General features: G+C 71.8%; 22 protein-coding genes. 13 read left to right on the top strand and 9 right to left on the bottom strand.

The genetic code is table 11. The features are described from left to right. Positions 1-17 precede the first annotated feature (17 nt). Entirely contained in the window at positions 18-1445 is a 1428-nt protein-coding gene (locus tag AC0VYL_RS15205) for a serine hydrolase domain-containing protein (protein ID WP_475480533.1), read from the top strand. 50 nt (positions 1446-1495) lie between these two features. Here AC0VYL_RS15205 and AC0VYL_RS15200 read toward each other — a convergent pair whose 3' ends face one another. Continuing rightward, entirely contained in the window at positions 1496-2302 is an 807-nt protein-coding gene (locus tag AC0VYL_RS15200; protein ID WP_475480532.1) for a sulfite exporter TauE/SafE family protein, read from the bottom strand. Between the two features lie 89 nt (positions 2303-2391). On the opposite strand from AC0VYL_RS15200, the gene AC0VYL_RS15195 reads away from it, so the two are divergent. Continuing rightward, complete coding sequence (locus AC0VYL_RS15195) at positions 2392-3165, top strand: AraC family transcriptional regulator (RefSeq protein ID WP_475463091.1); 774 nt, start codon at positions 2392-2394, stop codon at positions 3163-3165. 62 nt (positions 3166-3227) lie between these two features. On the opposite strand, the gene paaK is transcribed toward AC0VYL_RS15195, so the two are convergent. Next, entirely contained in the window at positions 3228-4586 is a 1359-nt protein-coding gene (gene paaK, locus AC0VYL_RS15190; RefSeq protein WP_475480531.1) for a phenylacetate--CoA ligase PaaK, read from the bottom strand. Between the two features lie 289 nt (positions 4587-4875). Between paaK and AC0VYL_RS15185 the strand changes: the two genes are divergently transcribed. The 10 genes from AC0VYL_RS15185 to paaI all read left to right on the top strand — a co-directional run bounded on the left by AC0VYL_RS15185 (position 4876) and on the right by paaI (position 12923). Then, positions 4876-6111: a thiolase family protein gene (locus AC0VYL_RS15185; protein ID WP_475480530.1), complete on the top strand. Its 1236-nt coding sequence runs from the start codon at positions 4876-4878 to the stop codon at positions 6109-6111. Positions 6112-6197: 86 nt separating this feature from the next. Further along, a complete protein-coding gene (locus tag AC0VYL_RS15180) occupies positions 6198-6935 on the top strand; it encodes an enoyl-CoA hydratase/isomerase family protein (protein ID WP_475483521.1) in 738 nt (245 codons plus the stop codon). Further along, a complete protein-coding gene (locus AC0VYL_RS15175) occupies positions 6932-7816 on the top strand; it encodes a 3-hydroxyacyl-CoA dehydrogenase family protein (RefSeq protein ID WP_475480529.1) in 885 nt (294 codons plus the stop codon). Before AC0VYL_RS15180 ends, AC0VYL_RS15175 begins: the two co-directional genes overlap by 4 nt. Beyond that, positions 7813-8601 carry an enoyl-CoA hydratase/isomerase family protein gene (locus AC0VYL_RS15170; protein WP_475480528.1) on the top strand — a complete coding sequence of 263 codons (789 nt, stop codon included), beginning with the start codon at positions 7813-7815 and terminating at the stop codon, positions 8599-8601. Before AC0VYL_RS15175 ends, AC0VYL_RS15170 begins: the two co-directional genes overlap by 4 nt. A 107-nt stretch (positions 8602-8708) precedes the next feature. After that, complete coding sequence (paaA, locus tag AC0VYL_RS15165) at positions 8709-9674, top strand: 1,2-phenylacetyl-CoA epoxidase subunit PaaA (RefSeq protein WP_475480527.1); 966 nt, start codon at positions 8709-8711, stop codon at positions 9672-9674. Continuing rightward, on the top strand, positions 9671-9982 hold the full coding sequence (paaB, locus tag AC0VYL_RS15160; RefSeq protein WP_049568999.1) for a 1,2-phenylacetyl-CoA epoxidase subunit PaaB: 312 nt from the start codon (positions 9671-9673) through the stop codon (positions 9980-9982). The genes paaA and paaB overlap by 4 nt, the downstream gene beginning before the upstream one ends. 37 nt (positions 9983-10019) lie before the next feature. Then, a complete protein-coding gene (paaC, locus tag AC0VYL_RS15155) occupies positions 10020-10898 on the top strand; it encodes a 1,2-phenylacetyl-CoA epoxidase subunit PaaC (protein ID WP_475480526.1) in 879 nt (292 codons plus the stop codon). Then, positions 10892-11398, top strand: a complete 507-nt coding sequence (gene paaD, locus AC0VYL_RS15150; protein ID WP_475480525.1) for a 1,2-phenylacetyl-CoA epoxidase subunit PaaD — start codon at positions 10892-10894, stop codon at positions 11396-11398. The genes paaC and paaD overlap by 7 nt, the downstream gene beginning before the upstream one ends. A gap of 2 nt (positions 11399-11400) precedes the next feature. Then, a complete protein-coding gene (gene paaE / locus AC0VYL_RS15145) occupies positions 11401-12504 on the top strand; it encodes a 1,2-phenylacetyl-CoA epoxidase subunit PaaE (RefSeq protein ID WP_475480524.1) in 1104 nt (367 codons plus the stop codon). A gap of 41 nt (positions 12505-12545) precedes the next feature. Further along, on the top strand, positions 12546-12923 hold the full coding sequence (gene paaI, locus AC0VYL_RS15140; RefSeq protein ID WP_475483520.1) for a hydroxyphenylacetyl-CoA thioesterase PaaI: 378 nt from the start codon (positions 12546-12548) through the stop codon (positions 12921-12923). 330 nt (positions 12924-13253) lie between these two features. On the opposite strand, the gene AC0VYL_RS15135 is transcribed toward paaI, so the two are convergent. Beyond that, entirely contained in the window at positions 13254-14072 is an 819-nt protein-coding gene (locus AC0VYL_RS15135) for a peptidoglycan recognition protein family protein (RefSeq protein ID WP_475480523.1), read from the bottom strand. A 599-nt stretch (positions 14073-14671) separates the two neighbouring features. On the opposite strand from AC0VYL_RS15135, the gene AC0VYL_RS15130 reads away from it, so the two are divergent. Next, positions 14672-15688, top strand: a complete 1017-nt coding sequence (locus AC0VYL_RS15130) for a LacI family DNA-binding transcriptional regulator (RefSeq protein WP_475480522.1) — start codon at positions 14672-14674, stop codon at positions 15686-15688. Here AC0VYL_RS15130 and mmsB read toward each other — a convergent pair. From mmsB to araB, 6 genes are read right to left on the bottom strand one after another with little or no spacing between them, the layout of a single operon-like run. After that, a complete protein-coding gene (gene mmsB / locus AC0VYL_RS15125) occupies positions 15660-16823 on the bottom strand; it encodes a multiple monosaccharide ABC transporter permease (RefSeq protein WP_475483519.1) in 1164 nt (387 codons plus the stop codon). The genes AC0VYL_RS15130 and mmsB overlap by 29 nt on opposite strands. A 47-nt stretch (positions 16824-16870) precedes the next feature. Beyond that, positions 16871-18436 carry an ATP-binding cassette domain-containing protein gene (locus tag AC0VYL_RS15120; protein ID WP_475480521.1) on the bottom strand — a complete coding sequence of 522 codons (1566 nt, stop codon included), beginning with the start codon at positions 18434-18436 and terminating at the stop codon, positions 16871-16873. Next, positions 18433-19524 carry a multiple monosaccharide ABC transporter substrate-binding protein gene (gene chvE, locus AC0VYL_RS15115; RefSeq protein ID WP_475453528.1) on the bottom strand — a complete coding sequence of 364 codons (1092 nt, stop codon included), beginning with the start codon at positions 19522-19524 and terminating at the stop codon, positions 18433-18435. The genes AC0VYL_RS15120 and chvE overlap by 4 nt, the downstream gene beginning before the upstream one ends. A 36-nt stretch (positions 19525-19560) precedes the next feature. Next, positions 19561-20997, bottom strand: a complete 1437-nt coding sequence (locus tag AC0VYL_RS15110; protein ID WP_475453526.1) for an L-fucose/L-arabinose isomerase family protein — start codon at positions 20995-20997, stop codon at positions 19561-19563. Between the two features lie 9 nt (positions 20998-21006). Continuing rightward, positions 21007-21714 (bottom strand): L-ribulose-5-phosphate 4-epimerase, encoded by a 708-nt coding sequence (locus AC0VYL_RS15105; RefSeq protein ID WP_475453524.1) that lies wholly within the window; start codon positions 21712-21714, stop codon positions 21007-21009. Then, positions 21711-23456, bottom strand: a complete 1746-nt coding sequence (gene araB, locus AC0VYL_RS15100; protein ID WP_475483518.1) for a ribulokinase — start codon at positions 23454-23456, stop codon at positions 21711-21713. Before araB ends, AC0VYL_RS15105 begins: the two co-directional genes overlap by 4 nt. Positions 23457-23547 lie beyond the last annotated feature (91 nt).

The following is a 23547-nucleotide window of genomic DNA, read 5'->3' as shown; positions in this document are numbered from 1 at the left end:
CACCCCCGGAGGATCCCGTGGCCGACCGACCGCGCACACCGATCGACACCGAGCACTGGCGTGCGCGGCTGGCCGCCCTCTGCGAACGCCACGGGGTCCCCGGGGCCCAGCTCGGCCTCCTGCGGACCGGAGCCGACGCGGCGGACGATGAGGCGGTCGAGGTCGCCCACGGGGTCCTCAACGCCACGACCGGGCACTCCGTGGACACGGGATCGGTCTTCCAGATCGGGTCTGTCACCAAGGTGTTGACCGCCACCGTGGTCATGGGACTCGTGGACGAGGGCCTGCTCACCCCGGACACGCCGGTGACCGATCCGCTGCCCGAACTCCGGCTGCCCGACCCGACCCGGCGGGTGACCGTGCGGCACCTGCTCAACCACACGAGCGGGATCAACGGGGACGTCTTCACCGACACCGGGCGCGGTGACGACGCACTGGAGCGTTACGTCGCCCTGCTGGGAGACACGGAGCTAGTGCACCCCCTGGGCGCCGCCTTCTCCTACTGCAACGCCGGGTACGTGCTGCTGGGCCGGATCGTCGAGAGGCTCACCGGCCTCACCTGGGACCAGGCGGTACGAGCGCGGCTCTTCGCCCCCCTGGGCATGACCCGCGCCTGCACCCTTCCGGAGGAGGCCCTGCTCCACGGGGCGGCCGTCGGGCACGTGGAGGGTCTGTCCGACCCCGAGACGGCCCCGGTGTGGGGCATTCCCAGATCGATGGGACCCGCCGGAACCGTCCTGGCCAACGCCGGGGACGTCCTGCGCTTCGCCGCCGCCCACCTGCGCGGCGGGCTCGGCGCCGAGGGGGACCGGGTGCTCTCCGAGGCCTCGGCCCGAGCGATGGGCGGTCACGAGGTGACCCTGCCCGATCCGCACACCCTGGGGGACTCCTGGGGGCTGGGCTGGATCCGCTTCGGCTGGGACGGGCGGCGGCTGTTGGGCCACGACGGCAACACCGTCGGTCAGTCGGCGTTCCTGCGGCTTCTTCCCGAGGCCGGGTTCGCGGTGGTGCTCCTGACCAACGGCGGCCGGACGCGCGACCTCTACCAGGAGCTGTACGGGGAGGTGTTCCGCGAACTCACGGACGTGCGGGTCCCGCCGCCCCTGGCTCCCGACACCGAACCGGACGCCGCTTCCGGATCCGGGGACGACGGGGCGCCGGTCTCGGCCGCCTACGAGAACGCGGCCCAGCGCCTGGAGATCCTGGGCGAGGGGGAGCGGCGGACCCTGAGGATGATCGACCGGGCTCCGCTGCCCGGAGTCGGTCCCGATCCGGTCGGGGAGTGGCCGCTCCTGCCCGCCGGGGGCACGGAGGGACAGTTCGCGTTCCGCCCCGAGGGTCGGCGCACCTGGGTGCCGGTACGGATTCACACGCTGGAGACGGGGGAGGAGTACCTGTACCTGGGCGGGAGGGCGGTTCCCCGCGTCCCCGTCGGGAGCGGCTGACGTACCCGTACCCGTGCCCGGGGCCACCGGGAGCCCCGACCCTGGCCCGTTCACAGCACCAGGAACACGACCAGTACCACCGCCAGCAGGACCACGTACGACACGGCGTGCGCGCGGTCGGGGATCCTCCCCACGTGGCGGCGGACCACGGCGATGGTGGGCAGGGACCCGGCCAGCAGCAGCGCCCCGGCCACCAGGTCCACCGAACCCACATGCCCCTGGTCGGTTCCCCCGCCGCCGGTTCCCCACAGCGCGTAGACCAGGGTCCCCGCCAGCGCGACCGGCACCGTGAGCGGGTTGGCCATCGCGGTGGCCTCGCCCATGGGCAGCCCGCGTCGGCGCAGCAGGGGCACGGTCATGACGCTGCCGCCCACTCCCAGGAACCCGGTGACGGCGCCGATGCCCAGCCCCACCGCCCGGGTCGGCCCCGGACGCGGGACCCGGGGCGTGGTTCCCGGCGACGGGGTGAGGAAGCCCCGGCGCAGCACACTGTCGACGATGGTCACCGCCAGGTAGACCACGAACAGGGCGTGCTGGACCGCGCCGCCCGCCGCCGTGGCCGCCAACGCCCCCACGGCGGAGCCGAGCCCGATGTAGGCGGCCAGGGGCCACAGGTGCGCGCGGCGCAGGCGTCCGGCACGGTACTGGGCCCAGGTGGCGCCCAGGGAGTTGACCACCATGACGGCGGTGGAGGTGGCCACGGCCACCGCCATGGCGTCCACCCCCGGTTCGGCCCGGGCCAGGGTGACGGCGTACACGACCGGAACGGTCACGAAGCCGCCGCCGAAGCCGAACACGACCGTGGTGACTCCGGTCAGGCAGCCCAGGGCCAGGAAAACGAGGATCGAGGTGAGCACCCGCACCACGGTAGGGAGACGGACCGCTGGCGCGCATTCGATGAAAGGACAGGAACAATCGCGTACCGGACAGGGTAGCGTCGGTGTCCGTGCGCAACGTCCCGGTCTCCGAAGTGGACCACATCGACCGTCCGGTGCTGGCCATCGGCACCGACTACCCGCCCGGGTTCGTCCTGGCCCGGCACCGGCACCGCCGTGCGCAGTTCCTGTACGGCGCCACCGGTGTGATGCGGGTGGTGACCGACGACGGCGCGTGGACCGTGCCGCCGCAGCGGGCGGTGCTCGTGCCCGCCGGAACCGACCACGAGGTGACGATGGAGGGGGTGAGCACCCGCAGCCTGTACGTGGAACCGGCCGCCGTGCCGTGGTTCCCCGCCCGGTGCCAGGTGGTGGAGGTGTCCGCGCTGCTGCGCGAGCTGCTGATGGCGGCGGTGGACGTCGACCCCCGCCACGACCGCCACGGGCGGGACGCCGCCCTGGTCGAACTCCTGCTCCACGAACTCCGGGGGCTGGTGCCGCTGCCGCTGGACCTGCCGCTGCCGCGCCACGAGGGGCTGCGCGTCCTGTGCGAGGAGTTCCTGGAGGCTCCCCGCGTCCACGACCCGCTCGCGCGTTGGGCGGCTCGGCTGCACGTGAGTGAGCGCACGGTCAACCGGCTGTTCCGGGCAGAGACCGGGATGGGCTTCGCCCGGTGGCGGCAGCGGGCGTGCGTTCTGCGGTCCCTGCCCCCGCTGGCCCGGGGTGCGGCGGTCGCGCGGGTCGCCTCGGACCTCGGCTACGACAGCCCGGCGGCGTTCTCCGCGGTCTTCGCGCGCCTGTTGGGGACCAGTCCCCGGGACTACCGCTCCGCCGCCGCCTCGTAGTCGGGCGGCGCGCACCGCGGGAGTCCCCGTGGCTCCGGGCTCCGGGGACTCCGTGCGGCGACCTACTCCTTCGGACGTCGGTCGATGATGCGGCGGAACTTGCCGACCGAACGCTCGATCTGCTCCGGGTCGACCACGTCCACGGTGACGCTGACGCCGACGCGGTCCTTGATCGTCGCGGTGATCTCCCTGCTCAGGACGGTACGCCGGTCGGTGGTGCAGCCCGGGGCGGCCTCCACACGCACGGACATGCGGTCCAGGCGGCCCTCCTTGGTGAGCACCAGCTGGAAGTGCGGGGCGAGCCCGTCCAGGCCCAGCACGATCTCCTCGATCTGGGTCGGGAAGACGTTGACTCCGCGCAGGATGATCATGTCGTCGCTACGGCCGGTGATCTTGTCCATCCGGCGCATCGGACGGGCCGTGCCCGGGCGCAGGGTGGTCAGGTCACGGGTGCGGTAACGGATGATCGGCATGGCCTGCTTGGTCAGCGACGTGAAGACCAGCTCACCGTTCTCGCCGTCCGGCAGCACGTCCTGGGTGACGGGGTCGAGCACCTCGGGGAGGAAGTGGTCCTCCCACACGTGCAGACCGTCCTTGGTCTCCACGCACTCGTTGGCCACACCCGGGCCCATCACCTCGGAGAGGCCGTAGATGTCCACGGCGTTGATGTCGAAGCGCTCCTCGATCTCCAGGCGCATCCGCTCGGTCCACGGTTCGGCGCCGAAGATCCCCACCCTGAGCGAAGTCGTCCGCGGGTCGATGCCCTGGCGCTCGAACTCGTCCAGCAGGGTCAGCATGTAGCTCGGGGTGACCATGATGATCTCGGGCCGGAAGTCCTGGATGAGCTGGACCTGCTTGGCGGTCTGCCCTCCGGAGGCGGGGATGACCGTGCAGCCCAGCTTCTCCGCGCCGTAGTGGGCGCCGAGGCCGCCGGTGAACAGGCCGTAGCCGTAGGAGACGTGCACCTTGTGCCCGGGGCGCCCGCCGGAGGCGCGGATCGAGCGCGCCACCACGGTGGCCCAGGTGTCGATGTCCTCGCGCGTGTAGCCGACCACGGTGGGCTTGCCCGTGGTGCCGCTGGAGGCGTGGATGCGGCTGACCTGTTCCTGGGGCACCGCGAACATCCCGAACGGGTAGTTGTCGCGCAGGTCGGCCTTGGTGGTGTGCGGGAAGAGGGCGATGTCCTCAAGCGATCTGAGGTCCTCGGGGCGTACCCCGGCCTCGTCGAACTTGCGCCGGTACAGGGGCACGTTCGTGTAGGCGTGCTCCAGGGTCCAGCGCAGGCGCTCGAACTGGAGGGAGCGCAGCTCGTCGACACTCATGCGCTCGGCCGCGTCCAGGGAACCGGGCTCCGGGGCCTGCCCCAGGCGCCGCTGGAGGGCAGTACCGGCCGAATGCGTGGTGGTGTCCTGGCTTGCCATGGGCCTCTCCGGGTACTGTGCGCGGGGTTTCCGCCGGGCCGGGTTCGGACGGTTCGTCCCCAGAGGAGGGGCGGGGCCGCCGTACGATGCCGCGGCACGCTTTCCGGCGGTCCAACCGCGCTGAGGTGGGTCTTCGTCGGTCCGCGGAGGGAGCCGACTTGCTTACTGACCGAACGTTCGGTTACTAATGCATTTACTCAGTCTCCGCGTGGCCGTGTCAAGGAGACGTGTTGAAGAGTTCACACAGGACGGTGGCACAGGCCACCGTAGCCAACAAGGGAGGCCGTTCGTGAGCGACGTCTACGTGGTCGACGGGGTCCGCACCCCCCAGGGCCGGTACGGGGGCGTCCTCGCGGCCGTCCGTCCCGACGACCTCGCCGCCCGGGCGGTGGCCGAGGCGGTCCGGCGCGCCGGGGTCCCCGGAGAGGACGTGGACGAGGTCATCCTCGGCGCGGCCAACCAGGCGGGTGAGGACAACCGCAACGTCGCCCGGATGGCGGCCCTGCTGGCCGGGCTGCCCTCCACGGTCCCCGGCTACACGGTCAACCGGCTGTGCGCCAGCGGACTGACCGCCGTCGCCTCCGCCGCGCAGGCGATCCGGGCGGGCGAGGCCGACCTCGTGGTCGCCGGGGGAGTGGAGTCCATGACCCGCGCCCCCTGGGTGATGGCCAAGCCCGGCACCCCCTGGGCGAAGCCGGGCGAGGTCGCCGACACCTCCCTGGGCTGGCGCTTCACCAACCCCCGCTTCGCCGCCGCCGACGCCGAGACGTCCCCGGACGCCACCCCCGACGAACTGCGCTACACGCTGTCGATGGGCGAGACCGCCGAGGAGGTCGCCGCCCTGGAGGGGATCACCCGCGAGGAGAGCGACGCCTTCGCCCTACGCAGCCACCAGCGGGCCGTGGCCGCCGCCGAGGCGGGCCGGTTCCGGAACGAGATCGTCCCCGTCACGGTCCACGGCCGCAAGGGCCAGACCCACGAGGTCACCGAGGACGAGGGGCCGCGCCCCGGCTCCACCATGGAGAGCCTGGCCAAGCTCCGCCCGGTCTTCCGTCAGGGCGGCATCGTCACCGCGGGCAACTCCTCCTCGCTCTCGGACGGAGCCTCCGCACTGGTCCTGGCCAGCGCCGACGCCGTGCGCCGCTACGACCTGACCCCGCGCGCCCGCGTCGTCGCCTCCGCTTCGGCCGGGGTGGACCCGCAGGTCATGGGGCTCGGTCCGGTCCCGGCCACCCGCAAGGTCCTGCACCGGGCCGGATGGGCACTCGACGAGGTGGGCGCGGTCGAACTCAACGAGGCCTTCGCGGCCCAGTCACTCGGCGTGCTGCGCCAGCTCGACCTGGACGAGTCCCGGGTGAACGCCGACGGCGGCGCGATCGCCCTGGGTCACCCGCTGGGCTCCTCCGGCGCCCGCCTGGTGGTCACGCTGATGAACCGCATGGAGCGCGAGGACGCCCCGCGCGGACTGGCCACCCTGTGTGTGGGTGTGGGTCAGGGCACCGCCCTGCTGGTGGAGCGCCCGTGACCCCCGCCCCCGACCCGTCCGCCCCCCACCCGTCAGGCTCCGAACGGACCGGCGGCGCCCCGACCCCGAACGAGGACGGCCCGAGCATGGACTTCGAGACCCTGCGCGTCGACTGGCGCGAGGACCGCGTGGTGGTCGAGCTGCACCGCCCCGAGGCCCGTAACGCCATCAACGGACGGATGATCGCGGAGCTGCACGAGGTGTGCGCCCGGATCGAGGCCGACCCCCGACCCCTGCTCCTGACCGGCCACGGCACCGTGTTCGCGGGCGGGGCCGACATCTCCGAACTGCGCGAACGCGGCCGTGAGGAGGCACTGGCCGGGATCAACAGCCGCCTGTTCGAACGCCTGCACCGGCTCCAAACCCCCACCGTGGCCGCCGTCGACGGGTTCGCCCTGGGCGGCGGCGCCGAACTGTCCTACGCCTGCGACATCCGGATCGCCACCCCCACCGCCGTGTTCGCCCAGCCCGAGCCGGGCCTGGGCATCATCGCGGGGGCGGGGGCCTGCTGGCGGCTCAAGGAGCTCGTGGGCGCCTCGGTGGCCAAGCAGGTGCTGCTGGGCGGGTTCCGCCTGGACGCCGACGCCGCGCTGCGCCACGGCCTGGTGGCCGAGATCGCCCCCTCCGAGGAGCTGCGCGAGCGCGCGCACGCCGTGATCGACCGGATGGCCGCCTCCTCGGCCACGGCGCTGCGGATGACCAAGCTGGTGCTGGACGCCGAGGGCGTGCACCCCCTGGCCGACGACCTCACGCAGGCGGTCCTGTTCGAGAGCGCCGACAAGCACGACCGCATGACCCGTTTCCTGGAGAGGAAGAAGCGTTGAGCGAGATCACCCCGCAGGGCGTCCCCGGCACCGTCGCCGTCATCGGCGGCGGCACCATGGGAGCCGGGATCGTCCAGCAGTTCCTCACGGCCGGGGCGAGCGTGGTGCTGGTCGAGGCCACCGCCGAGGCCGCCGAGGCCGGGCTCGGGCGGGTCGCCGCCGGGCTCGACCGGGCCCGTGACCGCGGTCGGATCGACGCCGAGCCCGCCGCCTACCTGGCCCGCCTGAGCGCCGTCACCGACGCCTCGGACCTCCCGGACGACACCGGGCTGGTCGTCGAGGCCGTCCCGGAGAAGCCCGCGCTGAAGATCGCGGTGCTCACCGCCGCCGAGGCCGCCGTCAGCGAGGACACCGTCCTGGCCTCCAACACCAGCTCGCTGTCGGTCACCGACCTGGCCGCCGCGCTCAGGCGCCCCGGCCGGTTCCTGGGCACGCACTTCTTCAACCCCGTCCCCGCCTCCAAGCTGGTGGAGATCGTGACCGCGCCCGAGACCGACCCCGCCGTCCTGGAGACGGCGCGCGGCTGGGTCGCCGCCCTCGGGAAGACGGAGATCGTGGTCCGGGACTCTCCCGGGTTCGCCACGAGCCGCCTCGGCGTGATGCTGGGCCTGGAGGCCATCCGCATGGTCGAGGAGGGCGTGGCCTCGCCCGCTGACATCGACACCGCGATGGAACTCGGTTACCGCCACCCCATGGGCCCGCTCAGGCTCACCGACCTGGTCGGACTCGACGTGCGCCTGGCCATCGCGGAGCACCTGGCGAGCGAACTGGGGGACCGGTTCTCGCCCCCGGACCTCCTGCGCCGTAAGGTCGCCGAGGGCAGACTCGGCCGCAAGAGCGGCGAGGGATTCCACCTCTGGGACAAGGGAGACAAGGCGTGAGCGAGGACAGGGCCGCGGAGTTCGTCGAGGTCGACGGGGTCGCCACCGTCAGGCTGCACCGTCCGGGGCTGACCCGGCGGGCCAAGGAGGAGCTGCTGGAGGCGGTGACCCGGGCGGCGGAGTCGACCACCGCCCGCGCGGTACTGTTCCTGGGTTCGGACCGGGCGTTCTGCCTGGGCCAGGACCTGGCGGAACACGCGCGGATCCTGGAGGAGACCCCGGGCCAGGCGCTGAGCACGGTGCGCGAGCACTACAACCGGATCGTGCTGGCTCTGGAGAGCATCCAGGTGCCGGTGGTGGTCGGGATCGGTGGCGCCTGCGTGGGCGCCGGCCTGGGGTTCGCCCTCGCCGGTGACGTGCGCGTGGCGGCCGGCAGGGCCAAGTTCGGCACCGCGTTCACCGGGATCGGCCTGGCCTCGGACTCCGGTCTGGCCCACCGGCTGGTGCGCTCGCTGGGACAGGCGCGCGCGATGGAGCTGATGCTCCTGGGTACGGTGTTCGGCGCCGAGCGGGCCCTGGAACTCGGCCTGGTCACCGAGGTCGTGGCCGACGAGGACTGGGAGGCGCGCGCCCGCGAGGTCGCCGTCGGGCTGGCCTCGGGGCCCACCGCGGCGTTCGTGGCGGCCAAGCGCGAGGTGCGCTCGGCGGCTGACGGCCAGAGCGACCTGCCCGAGCTGCTGGAGGAGGAGGCCGACCTCCAGAACCAGCTCGGGGTGACCGCCGACCACGTCGGCGCGGTCTCGTCCTTCCTGAACAAGCAGAAGCCCACCTTCACCGGTCAGTAGCGGGCCCCGCCCAGCTGATCGCGGGGGTCCGGGGACTTGCGCCCGGCCCCCGCGTCCGGGGATACTAATTACTGACCGAACGTTCGGTTATGAATGGGGATGGATCAATGCCGACCACGGCCCAGGAAGCGCCCCCCGGCGCCGACGAGGCGCTCCAGGCGGAGTTCGACGCCCGGATCGCCGCCAACCAGCGCGTCGAGCCGCGCGACTGGATGCCCGACGCCTACCGCAGGACCCTCGTCCGCCAGGTCTCCCAGCACGCGCACTCCGAGATCATCGGCATGCAGCCGGAGGGTGACTGGATCGCCTCCGCGCCCAGCCTGCGCCGCAAGGCCATCCTTCTGGCCAAGGTCCAGGACGAGGCCGGGCACGGCCTCTACCTGTACGCGGCCGCCGAGACCCTCGGCGTGGACCGCAACGACCTCACCGAGCGGCTCATCGAGGGCCGCCAGAAGTACTCCTCGATCTTCAACTACCCCTCGCTGAGCTTCGCCGACGTCGGCGTCATCGGGTGGCTGGTGGACGGCGCCGCCATCTGCAACCAGGTCCCGCTGTGCCGCACCTCCTTCGGTCCCTACGCCCGCGCCATGGTGCGGATCTGCAAGGAGGAGTCCTTCCACCAGCGGCAGGGCTACGAACTCCTCATGCGCATGATGGAGGGCACCGAGGGCCAGCGCCGCATGGTGCAGGACGCCGTCGACCGCTGGTGGTGGCCGTCCCTGATGATGTTCGGCCCGCCCGACGCCGACTCGCCCAACACGCAGCAGTCCATGACCTGGGGCATCAAGATCGACACCAACGACGACCTGCGCCAGAGGTTCGTCGACATGACCGTCCCGCAGGCCGAGAAGCTGGGCGTCACCCTGCCCGACCCCGAACTGGTCTGGAACGCCGAACGCGGTCACCACGACTTCGGCACCCCGGACTGGGACGAGCTCAAGCAGGTCATCAAGGGCGACGGTCCCAAGAACGCCGAACGCGTGTCCCGCAGACGCGCCGCGCACGAGAAGGGCGCGTGGGTCCGCGAGGCCGCCACCGCCTACGCCAGGAAGCAGCAGGAGGCCACGGTATGAGCAGGAACGACGACGCCACCCCGGCCCGCCCCGAGTGGCCCCTCTACGAGGTCTTCGTCCGAGGCAAGCGCGGCCTCAACCACGTGCACGTGGGTTCGCTGCACGCCCCCGACGCGACCATGGCCCTGCACAACGCCCGCAACCTCTACACCCGCCGCAACGAGGGGGTGAGCATCTGGGTGGTGCTCGCGGAGGACGTCACGGCCTCCAGCCCGGACGAGAAGGACCCCTACTTCGAGCCCAGCGGTGACAAGGTCTACCGCCACCCGACCTTCTACCCCATCCCCGAGGACGTCCCGCACATCTAGGGGGGACCACGGTCGGCACGACTCTTCAAGGACAAGCATGAGTGGCGAGAACATTTTCACCGGACTCACCGAGGAGCACGACGGCGACGCCCGCTGGGCCTTCGGCACCGGCTTCACCGAGGCGCTCGCGGGCGTGGACACCACCCTGCCCGCCGGGGTCGACGGCGCGGACCTGGCGGCCTACTGCGAAATGCTCGGCGACGACGCCCTCATCCAGTCGCAGCGCCTCGTCCAGTGGGTGACCGACGCCCCCGAACTGGAGGAGGAGGTCGCGCTGGCCAACATCGCCCTCGACCTGCTCGGCCAGGCGCGCCTCCTGCTGGCCCGCGCCGGACAGGCCGACGGCACCGGCCGCGACGAGGACGCCTTCGCCTACCACCGGGACGCCGCGCGGTTCCGCAACGTGCACCTCACCGAGGCCCCGCGCGGCGACTTCGCCCGCGCCGTCGCCACACTCCTCGTCCTCTCCTCCTGGCGGCTGGCCGTGTTCACCCGGCTCGCTGACAGCGCCGACCCGGTACTGGCCGCCATCGCCGCCAAGGGCGTCAACGAGCTGGCCTACCACCGCGAGTACGCCGTGGCGTGGGCCCTGCGCCTGGGAGATGGCACCCCGTACTCCCACGAACGCCTGCGCACCGCCGTGTCCGACGTGTGGCCGCTCACCGGCGAACTGTTCGCCACCCACCCCCTCGAAGCGGCGTTGACCACCCAGGGCGTGGCCGTGGACCCGGCCGCCGTGCGCGACGAGGTCCACGGGGTCCTCACCCAGGTCCTGACCGCCGCCACCCTGCCCGCCCCCGAACCCTTCCCCCGTCAGGGAGTGGCCGGACGCGACGGCGAGCACACCGAACACCTCGCCCCGCTGCTGGAGGAGCTCCAGCGCGTGGCCCGGGAGCACCCGGAGGCGACATGGTAGGCACCCGACAGCGCCTGTGGGAGGCGGCCGCCTCGGTCACCGACCCCGAACTCCCCATGCTCACCCTCTCTGACCTCGGCATCCTGCGCGAGGTCGCCATCCAGGAGGACGGCACCGCCGCCGTGTGGATCACCCCCACCTACTCGGGGTGCCCCGCTCTGACGGAGATGCGCGTGGACGTGGACCGCGCCGTCCGCGCCGCCGGGTTCGACCAGGTGGAGGTGCGTACCGCGCTCTCCCCGGCCTGGACCACCGACTGGATCACCGACGAGGGCAGGCGCAAACTCACCGAGCACGGCATCTCGCCCCCCGGCGGGGCGCCCAGGCGTCCGGCGGGACCCGTCCCGCTCACCCTGATGTCCACCCGCACCGTCCCGAGCTGCCCGCTGTGCGGTGCGGCCGACACCGAGGAACTGTCCCGGTTCGGCGCGACCTCGTGCAGGTCGTTGCACCGCTGCCGGTCCTGCCTCGAACCGTTCGAGCACGTCAAGGAGATCTGACCGTGTCCACACCCGTCACCGAGACCGCCGGGGTGCCGCTGCGCGGCCGCGCAGCGTTCCACCGGCTGCGCGTGGCCGACGTCGAGCGCCTGTGCGACGACGCCGTCGCGGTCACCTTCGACGTCCCCGACCACCTCGTCGAGGAGTTCGCCTTCGCACCGGGCCAGTCCCTGACCCTGCGCCGCGAGGTCGACGGCGTCGAGGAGAGGCGCAGCTACTCCATCTGCTCCGCCGTGGGGGAGAAGCCCCGCGTGGGTGTGCGCCTGGTCGCCGGGGGGCTCTTCTCCAGCTGGCTGGTCCGCGAGGTCGAGCCGGGCCAGGAGATCGAGGTGGGGGTGCCCACCGGAAGGTTCAGCCCCGACCTCACCCGGGCCGCCCGCCACGTGCTCGTGGCCGCCGGTTCGGGGATCACGCCGGTCCTGTCCATGGCCGCTTCGCTGCTGCGACGGACCGGCTCCCACGTCACCCTCCTCTACGGCAACCGCCGCAGTGACACGGTGATGTTCGCCGACGAGATCGCTGATCTCAAGGACTCCTTCGGGCCCCGCTTCGAGCTGGTGCACGTGCTCTCCCGCGAACCCCGTGAGTCGGAGCTGTTCACCGGCCGTCTCGACGGCGCGAAGCTGGAGGCGCTGCTGTCCACCGTCATCGCGGCCGACGCGGTCGACCACTGGTGGCTGTGCGGCCCCTACGGCATGGTCACCGACGCCCGGGAGGTACTGGCGCGCCACGGGGTCGAGGGCGAGCGCGTGCACCAGGAGCTGTTCTTCGTCGAAGGGGCCGAACCGCCGCCCCAGGCCCGCCACGAGGACCCCGAGGTTGAGGGCCCGGCCAGCGAGGTCACCGTCGTGCTGGACGGGCGCACCACCACGCTGACCCTGCCCCAGGGCGTGCCGGTGCTGGACTCCGCGCAGCGCTACCGTCCTGATCTGCCGTTCGCCTGCAAGGGCGGCGTGTGCGGGACCTGCCGGGTCAAGGTCTGTGACGGTGAGGTGAGGATGCGCCGGAACTACGCGCTCACCCCCGCCGAGGTCGAGGCCGGGTACGCGCTGGCGTGCCAGTCGCTGCCGCAGACCGACACCGTCACCGTGGACTTCGACTCGTGAGCGGTGCCGCGTCCGAGGGGCGCAACGAGACCGCGTGGCGGATGTTCGAAACCGACCGGGCCTCCAAGGGACTGGGGATGCGCCTGGTTGAGGCCCGAGACGGGTACGCGGTGGTGGAGATGGTCGTGGGGCCCCTGATGCTCAACGGCTACGACATCACCCATGGCGGGTTCGTGTTCGCGCTCGCTGACACCGCCTTCGCCTGCGCGTGCAACCTGGACGGCGGCGACGTCACGGTGGCTTCGGGCGCGGACGTGACCTTCGTGGCCCCCACCAAGGAGGGGGATCTGCTGGTGGCGACCGCCGTCGAACGCGTGCGGTTCGGCCGCAGCGGCGTCTACGACGTCACCGTCCGCCGAGGAGATCAGGTGATCGCGGAGTTCCGTGGCCGCAGCCGCAGCCTGCCCCAGAAGAGTTGAAGTTCGGGGAGGATTCAGGAGCCCGGTCTCTGCCATCATGTGACCAGGACGTGCGCCTGCGAAGGTCAAGCGGAGATAACGGCCCGCGTCGTTGCAGGTCGTTAAGTGTGAGCCCCGCGCACGCGGGGATGGACCGGTGTCGCCGCCGGGGCTGCTCCTCCACTTCGGCGTGAGCCCCGCGCACGCGGGGGATGGGCCTTAGGAACAAGGTGAGCCCTGCGGGCGCGGGGGCGCAGACCCCGGTCTGGGGGTCTGCGCCCGAACCGGGCTTCGTGGATGGTCACGACCCCACCGGGGGCGGTGACCGTCACGGTCTCCGGTGCGGGGAGATCAGACGTCCAGGCTACCGACAGCGCGCTCCGCCTCCCGGCGAGCGCAGGCCCGGATCAGTTGTGCGTAGGACTCGCCGGTCATGGACTTGATCGAGGTGACGCCCGAGCCGACGTACTTGCGGGCCTGGAGGAGACCCTCCGAGGTGGCTGGGCCCCACCGGCCGTCGACTCCGTCGGGGTCGAGGGTGGAACCGAACCCGGCGGCCACGATCAGTCGCTGAACAGCCTTCACGCCTTCGACCGGGGCGCCGGGCAGCAGGCCGTCGCCTTCCTTGAGTCCGAGCAACGAACCTTCTCCTCCTGTGATGGGCCCGGGGGCCTGGGTGAACGTGCCGTCGCGCACCATGGAGTACGCCCGGTCACCGGGGCACGAGGTGGCGATGAAGTCGCGGTGCCCGAGCACGGTGCCCGCGTTGGTGTAGTCGTCCACGAGCCACTGGCGCAGCTCACGGACCGCGTTGATCTGGGCGTCCGTGATGGTGTCGGTGGGGCCGGTCGCCAGCGTCACGCTGTAGTGCGTCCGGTTCCCGCCGGGCTGCGCGGCCTGCTCACGCCGGGGGCCGCGCCCGTCGATGACGTAGCCGTGGGCACAGGCCAGCCAGCTGTAGCCGATGTCCACCCAGCCACGGGAGGGGCCGGTGTGGAACGCGCGGGTGTTGCGCCAGTAGGTGAGACAGGCGGAGTGGTCCTTGTCGGCGAGGTTCTGGTTGCTGCTGTCGTAGTGGACGACCAGACCGGACCGGGGATCGGCGGACGCTGCTGGGGACGTCCCCCATCCCAGGTCGGACCGGGATACGTACTTGCTGGGTCGGGCCACGGAGGGCCTCCTCCTGGACATGGCGGATACCGACCGGTCGGCGGTCGGGGCTGTGGCGGCTGCGGGGGCTCGGCTACTCGTGGGGTCCACGGGGCAGGGGCGGGAACCGGTCGTACGCACTCGGTCACCTTGATGGAATGGTGCCCGGCGGGCGTGGTGATGAACCTGTCCCGGTCCTCGCAAAGCACCGCACAATGAGAGTCCGCGCACGCGAGCTCTCGCCTCTGGCGTCTGGGGAAGGCACGTCTGCGGCTGGATGTGACCGCGAGGAGCGCGGCGGGTCCGCTGCCTTCGATGAGGCGCCGACGGCCGCGTCACCGAAGACGGCCAGGTTGAACGCCGTCGCGAGCATGGCGTTCGGGATCTCGACCCGGGTACTCGACGGGGTTCACGCCGACAGCCTCCACGGCGAGTGCCCCAACGCTCGTCGACGGCATGCTCGCCCCCCGACGGTCTGGAGCGTGAGCGCTAACAAGACGGGAGCAGAAGGGTTTCCCACAGTCCCGTGAACATTGAACCTTTGGGGCGAGTGGGATATGTTAACGCCAACTCAGCGCCCGTACATGACCCCGATCAAGCCAACAGCCAAGGAGCCATGGGTGGACCACACCTCCTCATCCACCCGGACCAACCGCGACCCCGCGATGACGGACGTCGCCCGGCTCGCGGGGGTGTCCCACCAGACGGTGTCCCGCGTGCTCAACGGGCACCCCAACGTGCGCGAACAGACCAGGCTGCGGGTGCGCGCCGCCATCGAACAGCTCGGCTACCGCCCCAACCGCGCGGCCCGCACCCTGGCGACCGGCAGGTCACAACTCCTCGGTGTCGTGGCGCAGAACTCCACCCTGTTCGGCCCGTCCTCGTTGTTGGCCGCCTTCGAGCTGGCCGCCGCCGCCCAGGGATTCGTGGTGAGCGTGCGCCGGGTCCGGGTCCTGGACCGGGGGTCGATCGCCGCAGCGGTGGAACACCACCGCGAACAACGGGCCGCGGGGATCGTGGTCATAGCGCCCACCGCCGCCGCGGACGAGGCCCTGACGGAGGTCCCGACCGACGTGCCCCTGGTGACGGTCGACGGCGACCCCGACCGTGCCGGGGCCGCCCTGGTCACCGTCGACCAGGAGGCCGGAGCCCGGCTGGCCACGCGCCACCTGCTGGACGCGGGGCACGAGACGGTCTGGCACGTGTCCGGCCCCGAGGACTGGTTCGACGCCGCCGGACGCCAACGGGGATGGCGACAGGCCCTGGAGGAGGCGGGCGCCGAGGTCCCCCCGGTCAGCCCGGCCGACTGGAGCGCCGCCTCGGGTTACCGCGCGGGGCTGATGCTCGCCCGCATGCCCGAGGTCAGCGCCGTCTTCGCCGCCAACGACCACCTGGCCCTGGGGATCCTGCGCGCCATGTCGGAACGCGGCCGTTCCGTCCCCGGGGACGTCAGCGTGGTGGGGTTCGACGACGTGCCCGAGGCGGGCTACTTCATCCCGCCCCTGACCACCGTGCGCCCCGACTTCGACACCGTGGCCGCCGAAGCACTCAGCCTGCTGCTCTCCGGAATCTCCGGGGAGCGGCAGGCCGAGCGCCGCATCGTCACTCCTACTCTTGTCGAGCGGGAGAGCGCCTAGCCAGCCCCGGCAGGATCGGCGCGGAACCGCCCACACGCTTCTTGTTGTAGATGTCGAAGGCCACCGCCAGCAGCAGGACCAGGCCCTTGATGAACTGCTGCCAGTCCACGCCCAGGCCGATCAGCGACATGCCGTTGTTGAGCACGCCCATGAACAGGGCGCCGATGACCGCGCCGATCACGCTGCCCACACCGCCGGACGCCGAGGCGCCGCCGATGAAGGCGGCCGCGATGGCGTCCAGCTCGAACATGGTCCCGGCGCCCGGGGTGGCCGCGTTCAGTCGGGCGGTGAAGATGAGCCCGGCCAGCGCCGAGAGCACCCCCATGTTCACGAACACCCAGAACGTGACCCGCTTGGTACGGATCCCCGACAGTGCGGCGGCCCGCTCACTGCCTCCCACGGCGTACACGCGCCGTCCCATGGTGGTGGAGCGCATCACGAACGCGTAGCCGCCGATCAGCGCGATCAGCAGCACACCGACGAGGGGCAGGCCGTTGTGCCCGGCCAGCGCGTAGGTGAACGCGACGATGGCCACGGACACCACCACGGAGCTCGCGACGGTCACCGCCACCGGAGGCACCGGCAGGTCGCGCGCTCGGGAGCGGGCCCGCGAACGCCACTGGACCCACACGATGGCCGCCGCTCCGGCCACCCCGAGGGCCAGGGTGGGCAGGTGGAGCCCGTCCGACTGACCGGGCAGGAAACCGCTGGCGATCACCCGCAGCGACTGCGGGAGCGGGGCGATGGACTCCCCGCCCAGGGCCGCCAGGGTGGCGCCTCGGAAGATCAGCATCCCCGCCAGGGTGACGATGAACGCGGGCACCCCCACGTAGGCGACCCAGAAGCCCTGCCAGGCGCCGATGGCCGCGCCCAGGAGCAGCGCGATCGGGACCACGACGGGCGTCGGCAGTCCCCACGAGGTGAGCATGATCGCGGACATCGCCCCGGTGAAGGCCACCACCGACCCCACGGAGAGGTCGATGTGGCCGGTGATGATCACCAGCATCATCCCGATCGCGAGAATCAGGATGTAGGAGTTCTGCATGATCAGGTTGGTGATGTTGAGCGGGGTGAGAAGCAGGCCTCCGGTGAGGACCTGGAAGAGGATGATGACGGCCACCAGGGCGATGGCCATGCCGTACTGGCGGGTGTTGCCCCGCAGCAGGGATCGGGTCGGGTGGTTCACGTCGGGTCCCCGGTTCGGGTCATGAGTCTCATCAGGGTTTCCTGGTCGGCTTCGGCCGCCGGGACCTGGCCGGTGACGCGCCCCTCGCACATGGCGTAGACGCGGTCGCTCATGCCGAGGATCTCCGGCAGCTCGGAGGAGATGAGGAGGACGCAGGCGCCCTCGGCCGCCAGTCGGCGCACGATCAGGTAGATCTCGTACTTCGCCCCCACGTCGATGCCGCGGGTGGGTTCGTCCAGGATCAGCAGTTCGGGCCGGGTGAACATCCACTTGCCCAGCACGACCTTCTGCTGGTTCCCGCCGCTGAGCGTGCGCACGGTCTGGTCGATCCCGTGGCTGCGCACCCGCATGCGTTCGCTCATGCGCCTGGCCTCCACGGTCTCCAGGCCCGGGTCGAGGACGCCGCGGGTGGAGACCCGGTCCAGGGCGGCGAGGGTGGTGTTGTGCCGGATGTCGTCGTCCAGGACCAGCCCCAGCGACTTGCGGTCCTCCGGCACGTAGGCGACCCCCGCCGCGATGGCGCCGGCCACGTCGTCCACACGCAGCTCGGCGCCGTCGCGGAACAGGCCGCCCCGGACGTAGCGGCCGTAGGAGCGCCCGAACAGGCTCATCGCGAACTCGGTGCGCCCGGCTCCCATGAGCCCGGCCAGCCCCACGACCTCGCCGCTCCGGAGGGTCAGGTCCACGCCCTCGACCATGCGCCGACCGGCCTGGGTGGGGTGGTCCACGGTCCAGTCGCGTACCTCGAAGCGGACCGGGCCGATCTCCCCGTCGGGGTCGGGGTAGCGCTGGTCCAGGTCCCGGCCGACCATCCCCCGGATGACGCGGTCCTCGTCGATCGAGGCCCCGCCCCGTTCGTCGCGTTCCACGGTCAGGGTCTCCACCGTGCGGCCGTCGCGCAGGATGGTGACCTCGTCGCTCACCCGCATCACCTCTCCGAGCTTGTGCGAGATCAGGACGCACGCCACCCCCTGCTCACGCAGGTCCAGGAGCAGGTCCAGCAGCCGGTCGCTCTCGGCCTCGTTGAGCGCCGAGGTCGGCTCGTCCAGGATCAGCAGCCGCACCTCCTTGGCCAGCGCCTTGGCGATCTCCACCATCTGCTGGGCGCCGATGCTCAGCGCGGAGACGGGGGTGGCGGGGTTCTCGTCCAGCCCCACCCGCACCAGCAGTTCGCGCGCCCGGGCGTGGGTGGCGCCCCAGTCGATGACGCCGTACCGGGTCTCCTCGTGGCCCAGGAGCACGTTCTCGCTGATGGACAGCTGCGGGACGAGGGCGAGTTCCTGGTGGATGATCGCGATCCCGGCCCGCTCGCTGGCCGCGACGTCGGAGAAGGCGCGGGGCTCACCGTCCACCTCGACCAGCCCGGTGAAGGAACCGGCCGGGTGCACGCCGCTGAGCACCTTCATCAGGGTGGACTTGCCCGCGCCGTTCTCACCCATGAGGGCGTGGACGCTCCCATGGGCCACGTCCAGAGAGACCCCGTCCAGGGCCCGCACCCCGGGGAACTCCTTGCGGATGTCCCGCATGCGCAGCAGCGGGAACGCGGGGTTCGGGGCGCTCATTCGAGGTCGGTCTCCTCGTAGTAGCCGCTCTCGACCAGCACCTCGTGGTAGTTGTCCAGGTCCACGGAGACCGGCTCCAGCAGGAAGGAGGGCACGACCCTGGCGCCGTTGTCGTAGGTGTCGGTGTCGTTGACGGGAACCTCGTCGCCCGCCAGGATCGCCTCGGCCATGTCGACGGTCTGCGTGGCGAGCGCGCGCGTGTCCTTGAAGACGGTCTGGGTCTGCTCCCCGGAGATGATGGACCGCACCGAGGACAGGTCGGCGTCCTGACCGGTGACGATCGGCAGGGGACGGGACCCGGAGCCGTAGCCCACGGCCCGCAGCGACTCGATCACCCCGAGGCTGATGCCGTCGAAGGGGGACAGGACCGCGTCGACCTCCTCCCCGGAGTAGTTGGCGCTGAGCAGGTTGTCCATCCGTGACTGGGCCACGGCGCCGTCCCAGCGCGGCGTGGCGATCTGTTCCATGGAGGTCTGGCCGCTGCGCACCTCGAGGGTGCCGTCGTCGATGTGCGGTTGCAGTACCGACATGGCGCCCTCGTTGAAGAAGTAGGCGTTGTTGTCGTCGGGGGAGCCGCCGAACAGTTCGAGGTTGAACGGTCCGTCCTCGTTCTCCAGGTCCAGCGAGTCGACGATGTACTGCCCCTGGAGCACGCCGACCTCGAAGTTGTCGAAGGTGGCGTAGTAGTCGACGTTCTCGCTGCCCATGATGAGCCGGTCGTAGGCGATCACCGGGATGTCGTTGTCGGCGGCGGTGTCGATCACGTCGCCCAGGGCCTCACCGTCGATGGACGCGATGACCAGGAGGTCCACTCCGCGCGTGATCATGTTCTCGATCTGGGAGATCTGGTCCTGGACGACGTCCTCGGCGTACTGGAGGTCGGTGCCGTAGCCGCGCTCCTCGAACTCGGAGACCATGTTGGCGCCGTCGTTGACCCACCGCTCGGACGACTGGGTGGGCATGGCGATACCGATGACGCCGTTCTCCCCCTGGGGGCGGGCCGCGTCGCCGACCCCGTTGCAGGCGGTCAGGGCGAGTGCCGTGCCGACGAGCGCCGCGGCGAGGGGTGGGAGTGGTGGTCGTGACATGGGTCCTGCTTTCCTGGGGTGTGGTGGTCGGTCGTCTCAGACCTGCACGTACTCGATCCCGGCGAGCTCGCACAGGACCTTCCAGTCCCGGGCGAGCCGACCGGAGTTCATGACCATGTGGTGGGTGCCGCCGGCCCGCAGCCAGGCGTCCATGCATCCCCGGACACCCGAAGTGGGGCGGAACTGCCCGTAGGGCATCTCCAGCGCGGGTAGTTCGGGCGCGTCCAGGACCTCGCCCTCGGCCACCACGAGGCGGAAGCGCTCGCCGCCCAGCGAGACCAGCGAGGCCAGGGTCGCGGGCCCCTGGCGGTACCGGAACAGGATGGTCGGCGGGTCGGCCAGGCCCCCGATGCCCAGCGGGCGCTTGATCATCCGGGTCGGCTCGTCCTCGCGGGCCAGCCGCCAGTTGCCCTCGCCCATGTGGCTCATCAGGATGGAGTCGCTGGGGAAGTCCATCGCGTACATCTCGGTGAAGTGGCCGTCCCCCGCGAGTTGGTGCCCGGCGTAGACGATGGAGGCCGCCAGGACGTCGCCCTCTCCGGCGAACCCGTACCCCTGCGCCATCAGGGTGGAGGCGGCCGCCATGGGGAGGCGGGCGAAGCGGCCGTCCTCACCGATGGCGTCGAAGTGGGTGGAGTAGGCGCCGCAGCCCGACTCCTCCAGCAGGTGTTCGATGCCCAGTTGCATGCGGGCGTGGTCCTCGCGTTCCTCCTTGGACAGGCGGTCGTCGACGTCGAACACCTCGTCCTCCCACGTGAGGAGGTCGCTCACGGAGCGCTCGGGCAGGTCGGCCATGGTGCGGTGCAGGGAGCCGGGGGCGATCACGTGCACCTCGGGGCCGAGCTTGCGCAGCAGGGCGGCCTCGTCCACCCGGGCGTCCCCCATGCCGTTCATCGGGTAGCCGAACACCCCCACGCGCAGCCGCCGCAGAGCGCTGACGGTGTGCGCGGCGCGGGCCCAGCGGTCCACCCGCTCCGCGAAGTCGGGGCTCCGCCAGTCGCCGGTGATGACGTCGAAGTCGACCCCGGCCCGGACCAGCGCGTTGGCGGTGTCCTGGGCTCCGTGGATCCCCTGGTTGTAGGTCATGTCGGCCATGTCCCAGGAGGCGCTGACCGCCGGGTCCGGCTGGGTGTTGGCGAGGGCGACGGGGAGCCGGGTTCCGGTGAGGGCCCGCGTCACGCGGAGGGAGGGGCCGTAGGTGAGCATGACGACGAGGACCCCGTCCAGGTCCTGGCCCTCGAAGCCGCGGATCGCCGCCTCGGCGTCCTCCCGTCCGCGGACGGGAGGGGCGAGGGTCCACTCGGCCACGTCGGAGAGGCCTTCGGTGAGCCGTTGGGCGTAGGCGGCCTGGTGCTCCGTGATGCCGGGGATCATGGCGTCGTAGAGAGGTTGCATGATGCCGAGCAGGCCGATCCTGGGGCGGCGCGTGCGCACCGCCGGGTTACGGCTCGCGGGGGGCGTGGGTGGGGGCACGGCGTTTCCTTACTGTCCGTAGGCGTTCTGGTAGCGGTGGTAGAGGGCGTCGACTGCCTCCTGGGGAAGGCGTTCGACGGGTCCGCCCTGGCGGGCGATGTGGATGGTGCGGGCCACGTCCTCGCACATCACCGCGGCCTTGACCGCCGCCTTGGCGGAGGCCCCGACGGTGAACACGCCGTGGCCGCGCATGAGGACGGCGGGGGAGCGGTGGCCCTCCAGGGTCGCGACGATCCCCCTGCCGATGGAGTCGTCCCCGATGAGCGCGAACGGGCCCACCGGGATGTCGCCGCCGAACTCGTCCGCCATGGCGGTGACCGCGCAGGGGATGGCCTCGCCCCGGGCGGCCCAGGCCGTGGCGTAGGGGCTGTGGGTGTGCACGACCCCGGCGACGTCGGAACGGACCCGGTAGACGTACGCGTGCGCGTCGGTGTCACTGGAGGGGTTGTGGTCACCCTCGACCAGCCGTCCGTGGAGGTCGCACACGACGACGTCACGGGGGCGCAGGTCGTCGTAGGAGACACCGCTGGGCTTGATCACCATCAGGTCCGTGCCGGGGACACGGGCGGAGACGTTGCCGCTGGTCCAGGTGACCAGGTTCCACCGGGGCAGTTCCGCGTGGAGCTCGCAGACCCTCTGGCGCAGGCGATCCACCTCCGTGCGGTGCCGGTCGAGCTGGTGAAGCGGGTCGGGTCGGGGCGGGTCGGTGGCGGTCATCGCTCTCCCTCTGGAGCGGGGGCGGTGGTGGTGTCGCTGGAGGCGGTGGTGGGCGCGCCGGTGGAACCGCCCGAGGCGCCGGTGTCCTTGGGAACGCCGGTGGTGAACGCGGCCCCGCGTAGGGCGCGCAGCCGACGCAGGCTGTCACTGCCGCCCCGGCCGAAGTGGTCGTGGAGCTCGGTGTAGATCGCGAAGAGCGAGTCGTAGGCGGCGGCCCGCGCCGGGTCGGGGTCGATGGTGTCCGCACGGACCCGCCCCATGACCCGGGAGGCCGCGTGGACGTCCGGATGCGCCCCGGCGGCGACCGCCGCGTGGATCGCCGCTCCGACCGCGCAGCTGTGTTCGGTGTCCACCACGTGCAGGGGCCTGTTCAGTACGTCGGCGTAGACCTGGAGGACGAAGGGGTTGCGGACCATCCCGCCGCCGACGGTGAAGTCGTGCACCGGGATCCCCGCGCCGGTGAAGGCCTCGACGATGGTCCGGGTGCCGAAGGCGGTGGCCTCCACCAGGGCCCGGTAGACGTCCTCGGGACGCGTGGCCAGCGTCATGCCCACCAGCACGCCGGACAGGGAGTGGTCGACCAGGACCGAGCGGTTGCCGCTGTGCCAGTCCAGGGCCACCAGGCCGTGTTCGCCCACGGCCGCGCGGGCCGCCCTGTCGGAGAGCAGCTCGTGGACGGACACCCCCTCCGAGGCGGCCTCCTCGTGGTACGCGGGGGGCACGTGGGTGTCGACGAACCAGCCGAAGATGTCGCCCACGCCGCTCTGCCCGGCCTCGTAGCCCCACATGCCCGGGGTGATCCCGCCCAGCGTCATGCCGCACATGCCCGGGACCTCGGCCAGGACCTCGGAGTTCATCACGTGGCAGGTGCTGGTGCCCATGATGGCGAGCATCCGCCCGGGCCCGGTGGTCCGGGCGGTGGCCGCCGTGACGTGCGCGTCGATGTTGCCGACGGCGACGGGGGTGCCCTCCGGCAGCCCCGTCCAGGCGGCGGCGCGCGCGGTGAGCCCGCCCGCGCGCTCGCCCAGCTGGGAAAGCGGGTGGTCGAGCCGGTCGCTGACGAAGTCGGTGAAACGCGGGTCCAGGGCGGCCAGGAAGTCCCGGGAGGGCCACGCGCCGTCCTGGTGGATGCCCTTGTACCCGGCGCTGGACACGTTGCGGGTCTCGCGTCCGCACAGCTCCCAGACGATCCAGTCGGCGCCCTCGATCCAGCGCGCGGTGCGTTCGTACACGCCTGGGTCGTCTCGCAGCACCTGGAGGGCCTTGGCGAACTGCCACTCCGAGGAGATCCTCCCGCCGTACCGGGGCAGCCATGACTCGCCGCGTTCGGCGGCCAGGGCGTTGATCTCGTCGGCCTCGGGCTGGGCGGCGTGATGGCGCCACAGCTTCGGCCAGGCGTGCGGGCGGTCCGCCAGGTCGGCCAGTTCGCACAGCGGGGTGCCGTCGGCGGTCACCGGGAGCACGGTGCAGGAGGTGAAGTCGGTGCCGACGCCGACGACCCGGTCGGGTGTGACCCCCGCGTTCCGCAGGGCGGCGGGGACGGCGCTCCGTAGGACCTCGCGGTAGTCGTCGGGGTCCTGGAGGGCGGTCTCCGGTTCGAGGGGGTCTCCACCGCCGGGGAGGTGGTCGGTGATCACCCCGCGCCGGTAGACGTGCTCGGCCGTGCCCAGTTCGGCCCCGTCGCTGACCCGGACCACGACGGCCCGGCCGGAGAGGGTCCCGAAGTCGATCCCGAGCACCACGGAGTCGGGCGCCGCACGCGGTCCCTCTCCTGACTCAGGATTGTGGGCGTTAACATTCGTGGACAACGGGGGGTCCCTTCACGGATGCGCG

This window comes from Nocardiopsis sp. iso_238 (assembly GCF_056173325.1).
The sequence above is the reverse complement of the archived record's forward strand: the minus strand, read 5'-3'. Positions and strand labels throughout refer to the sequence as shown.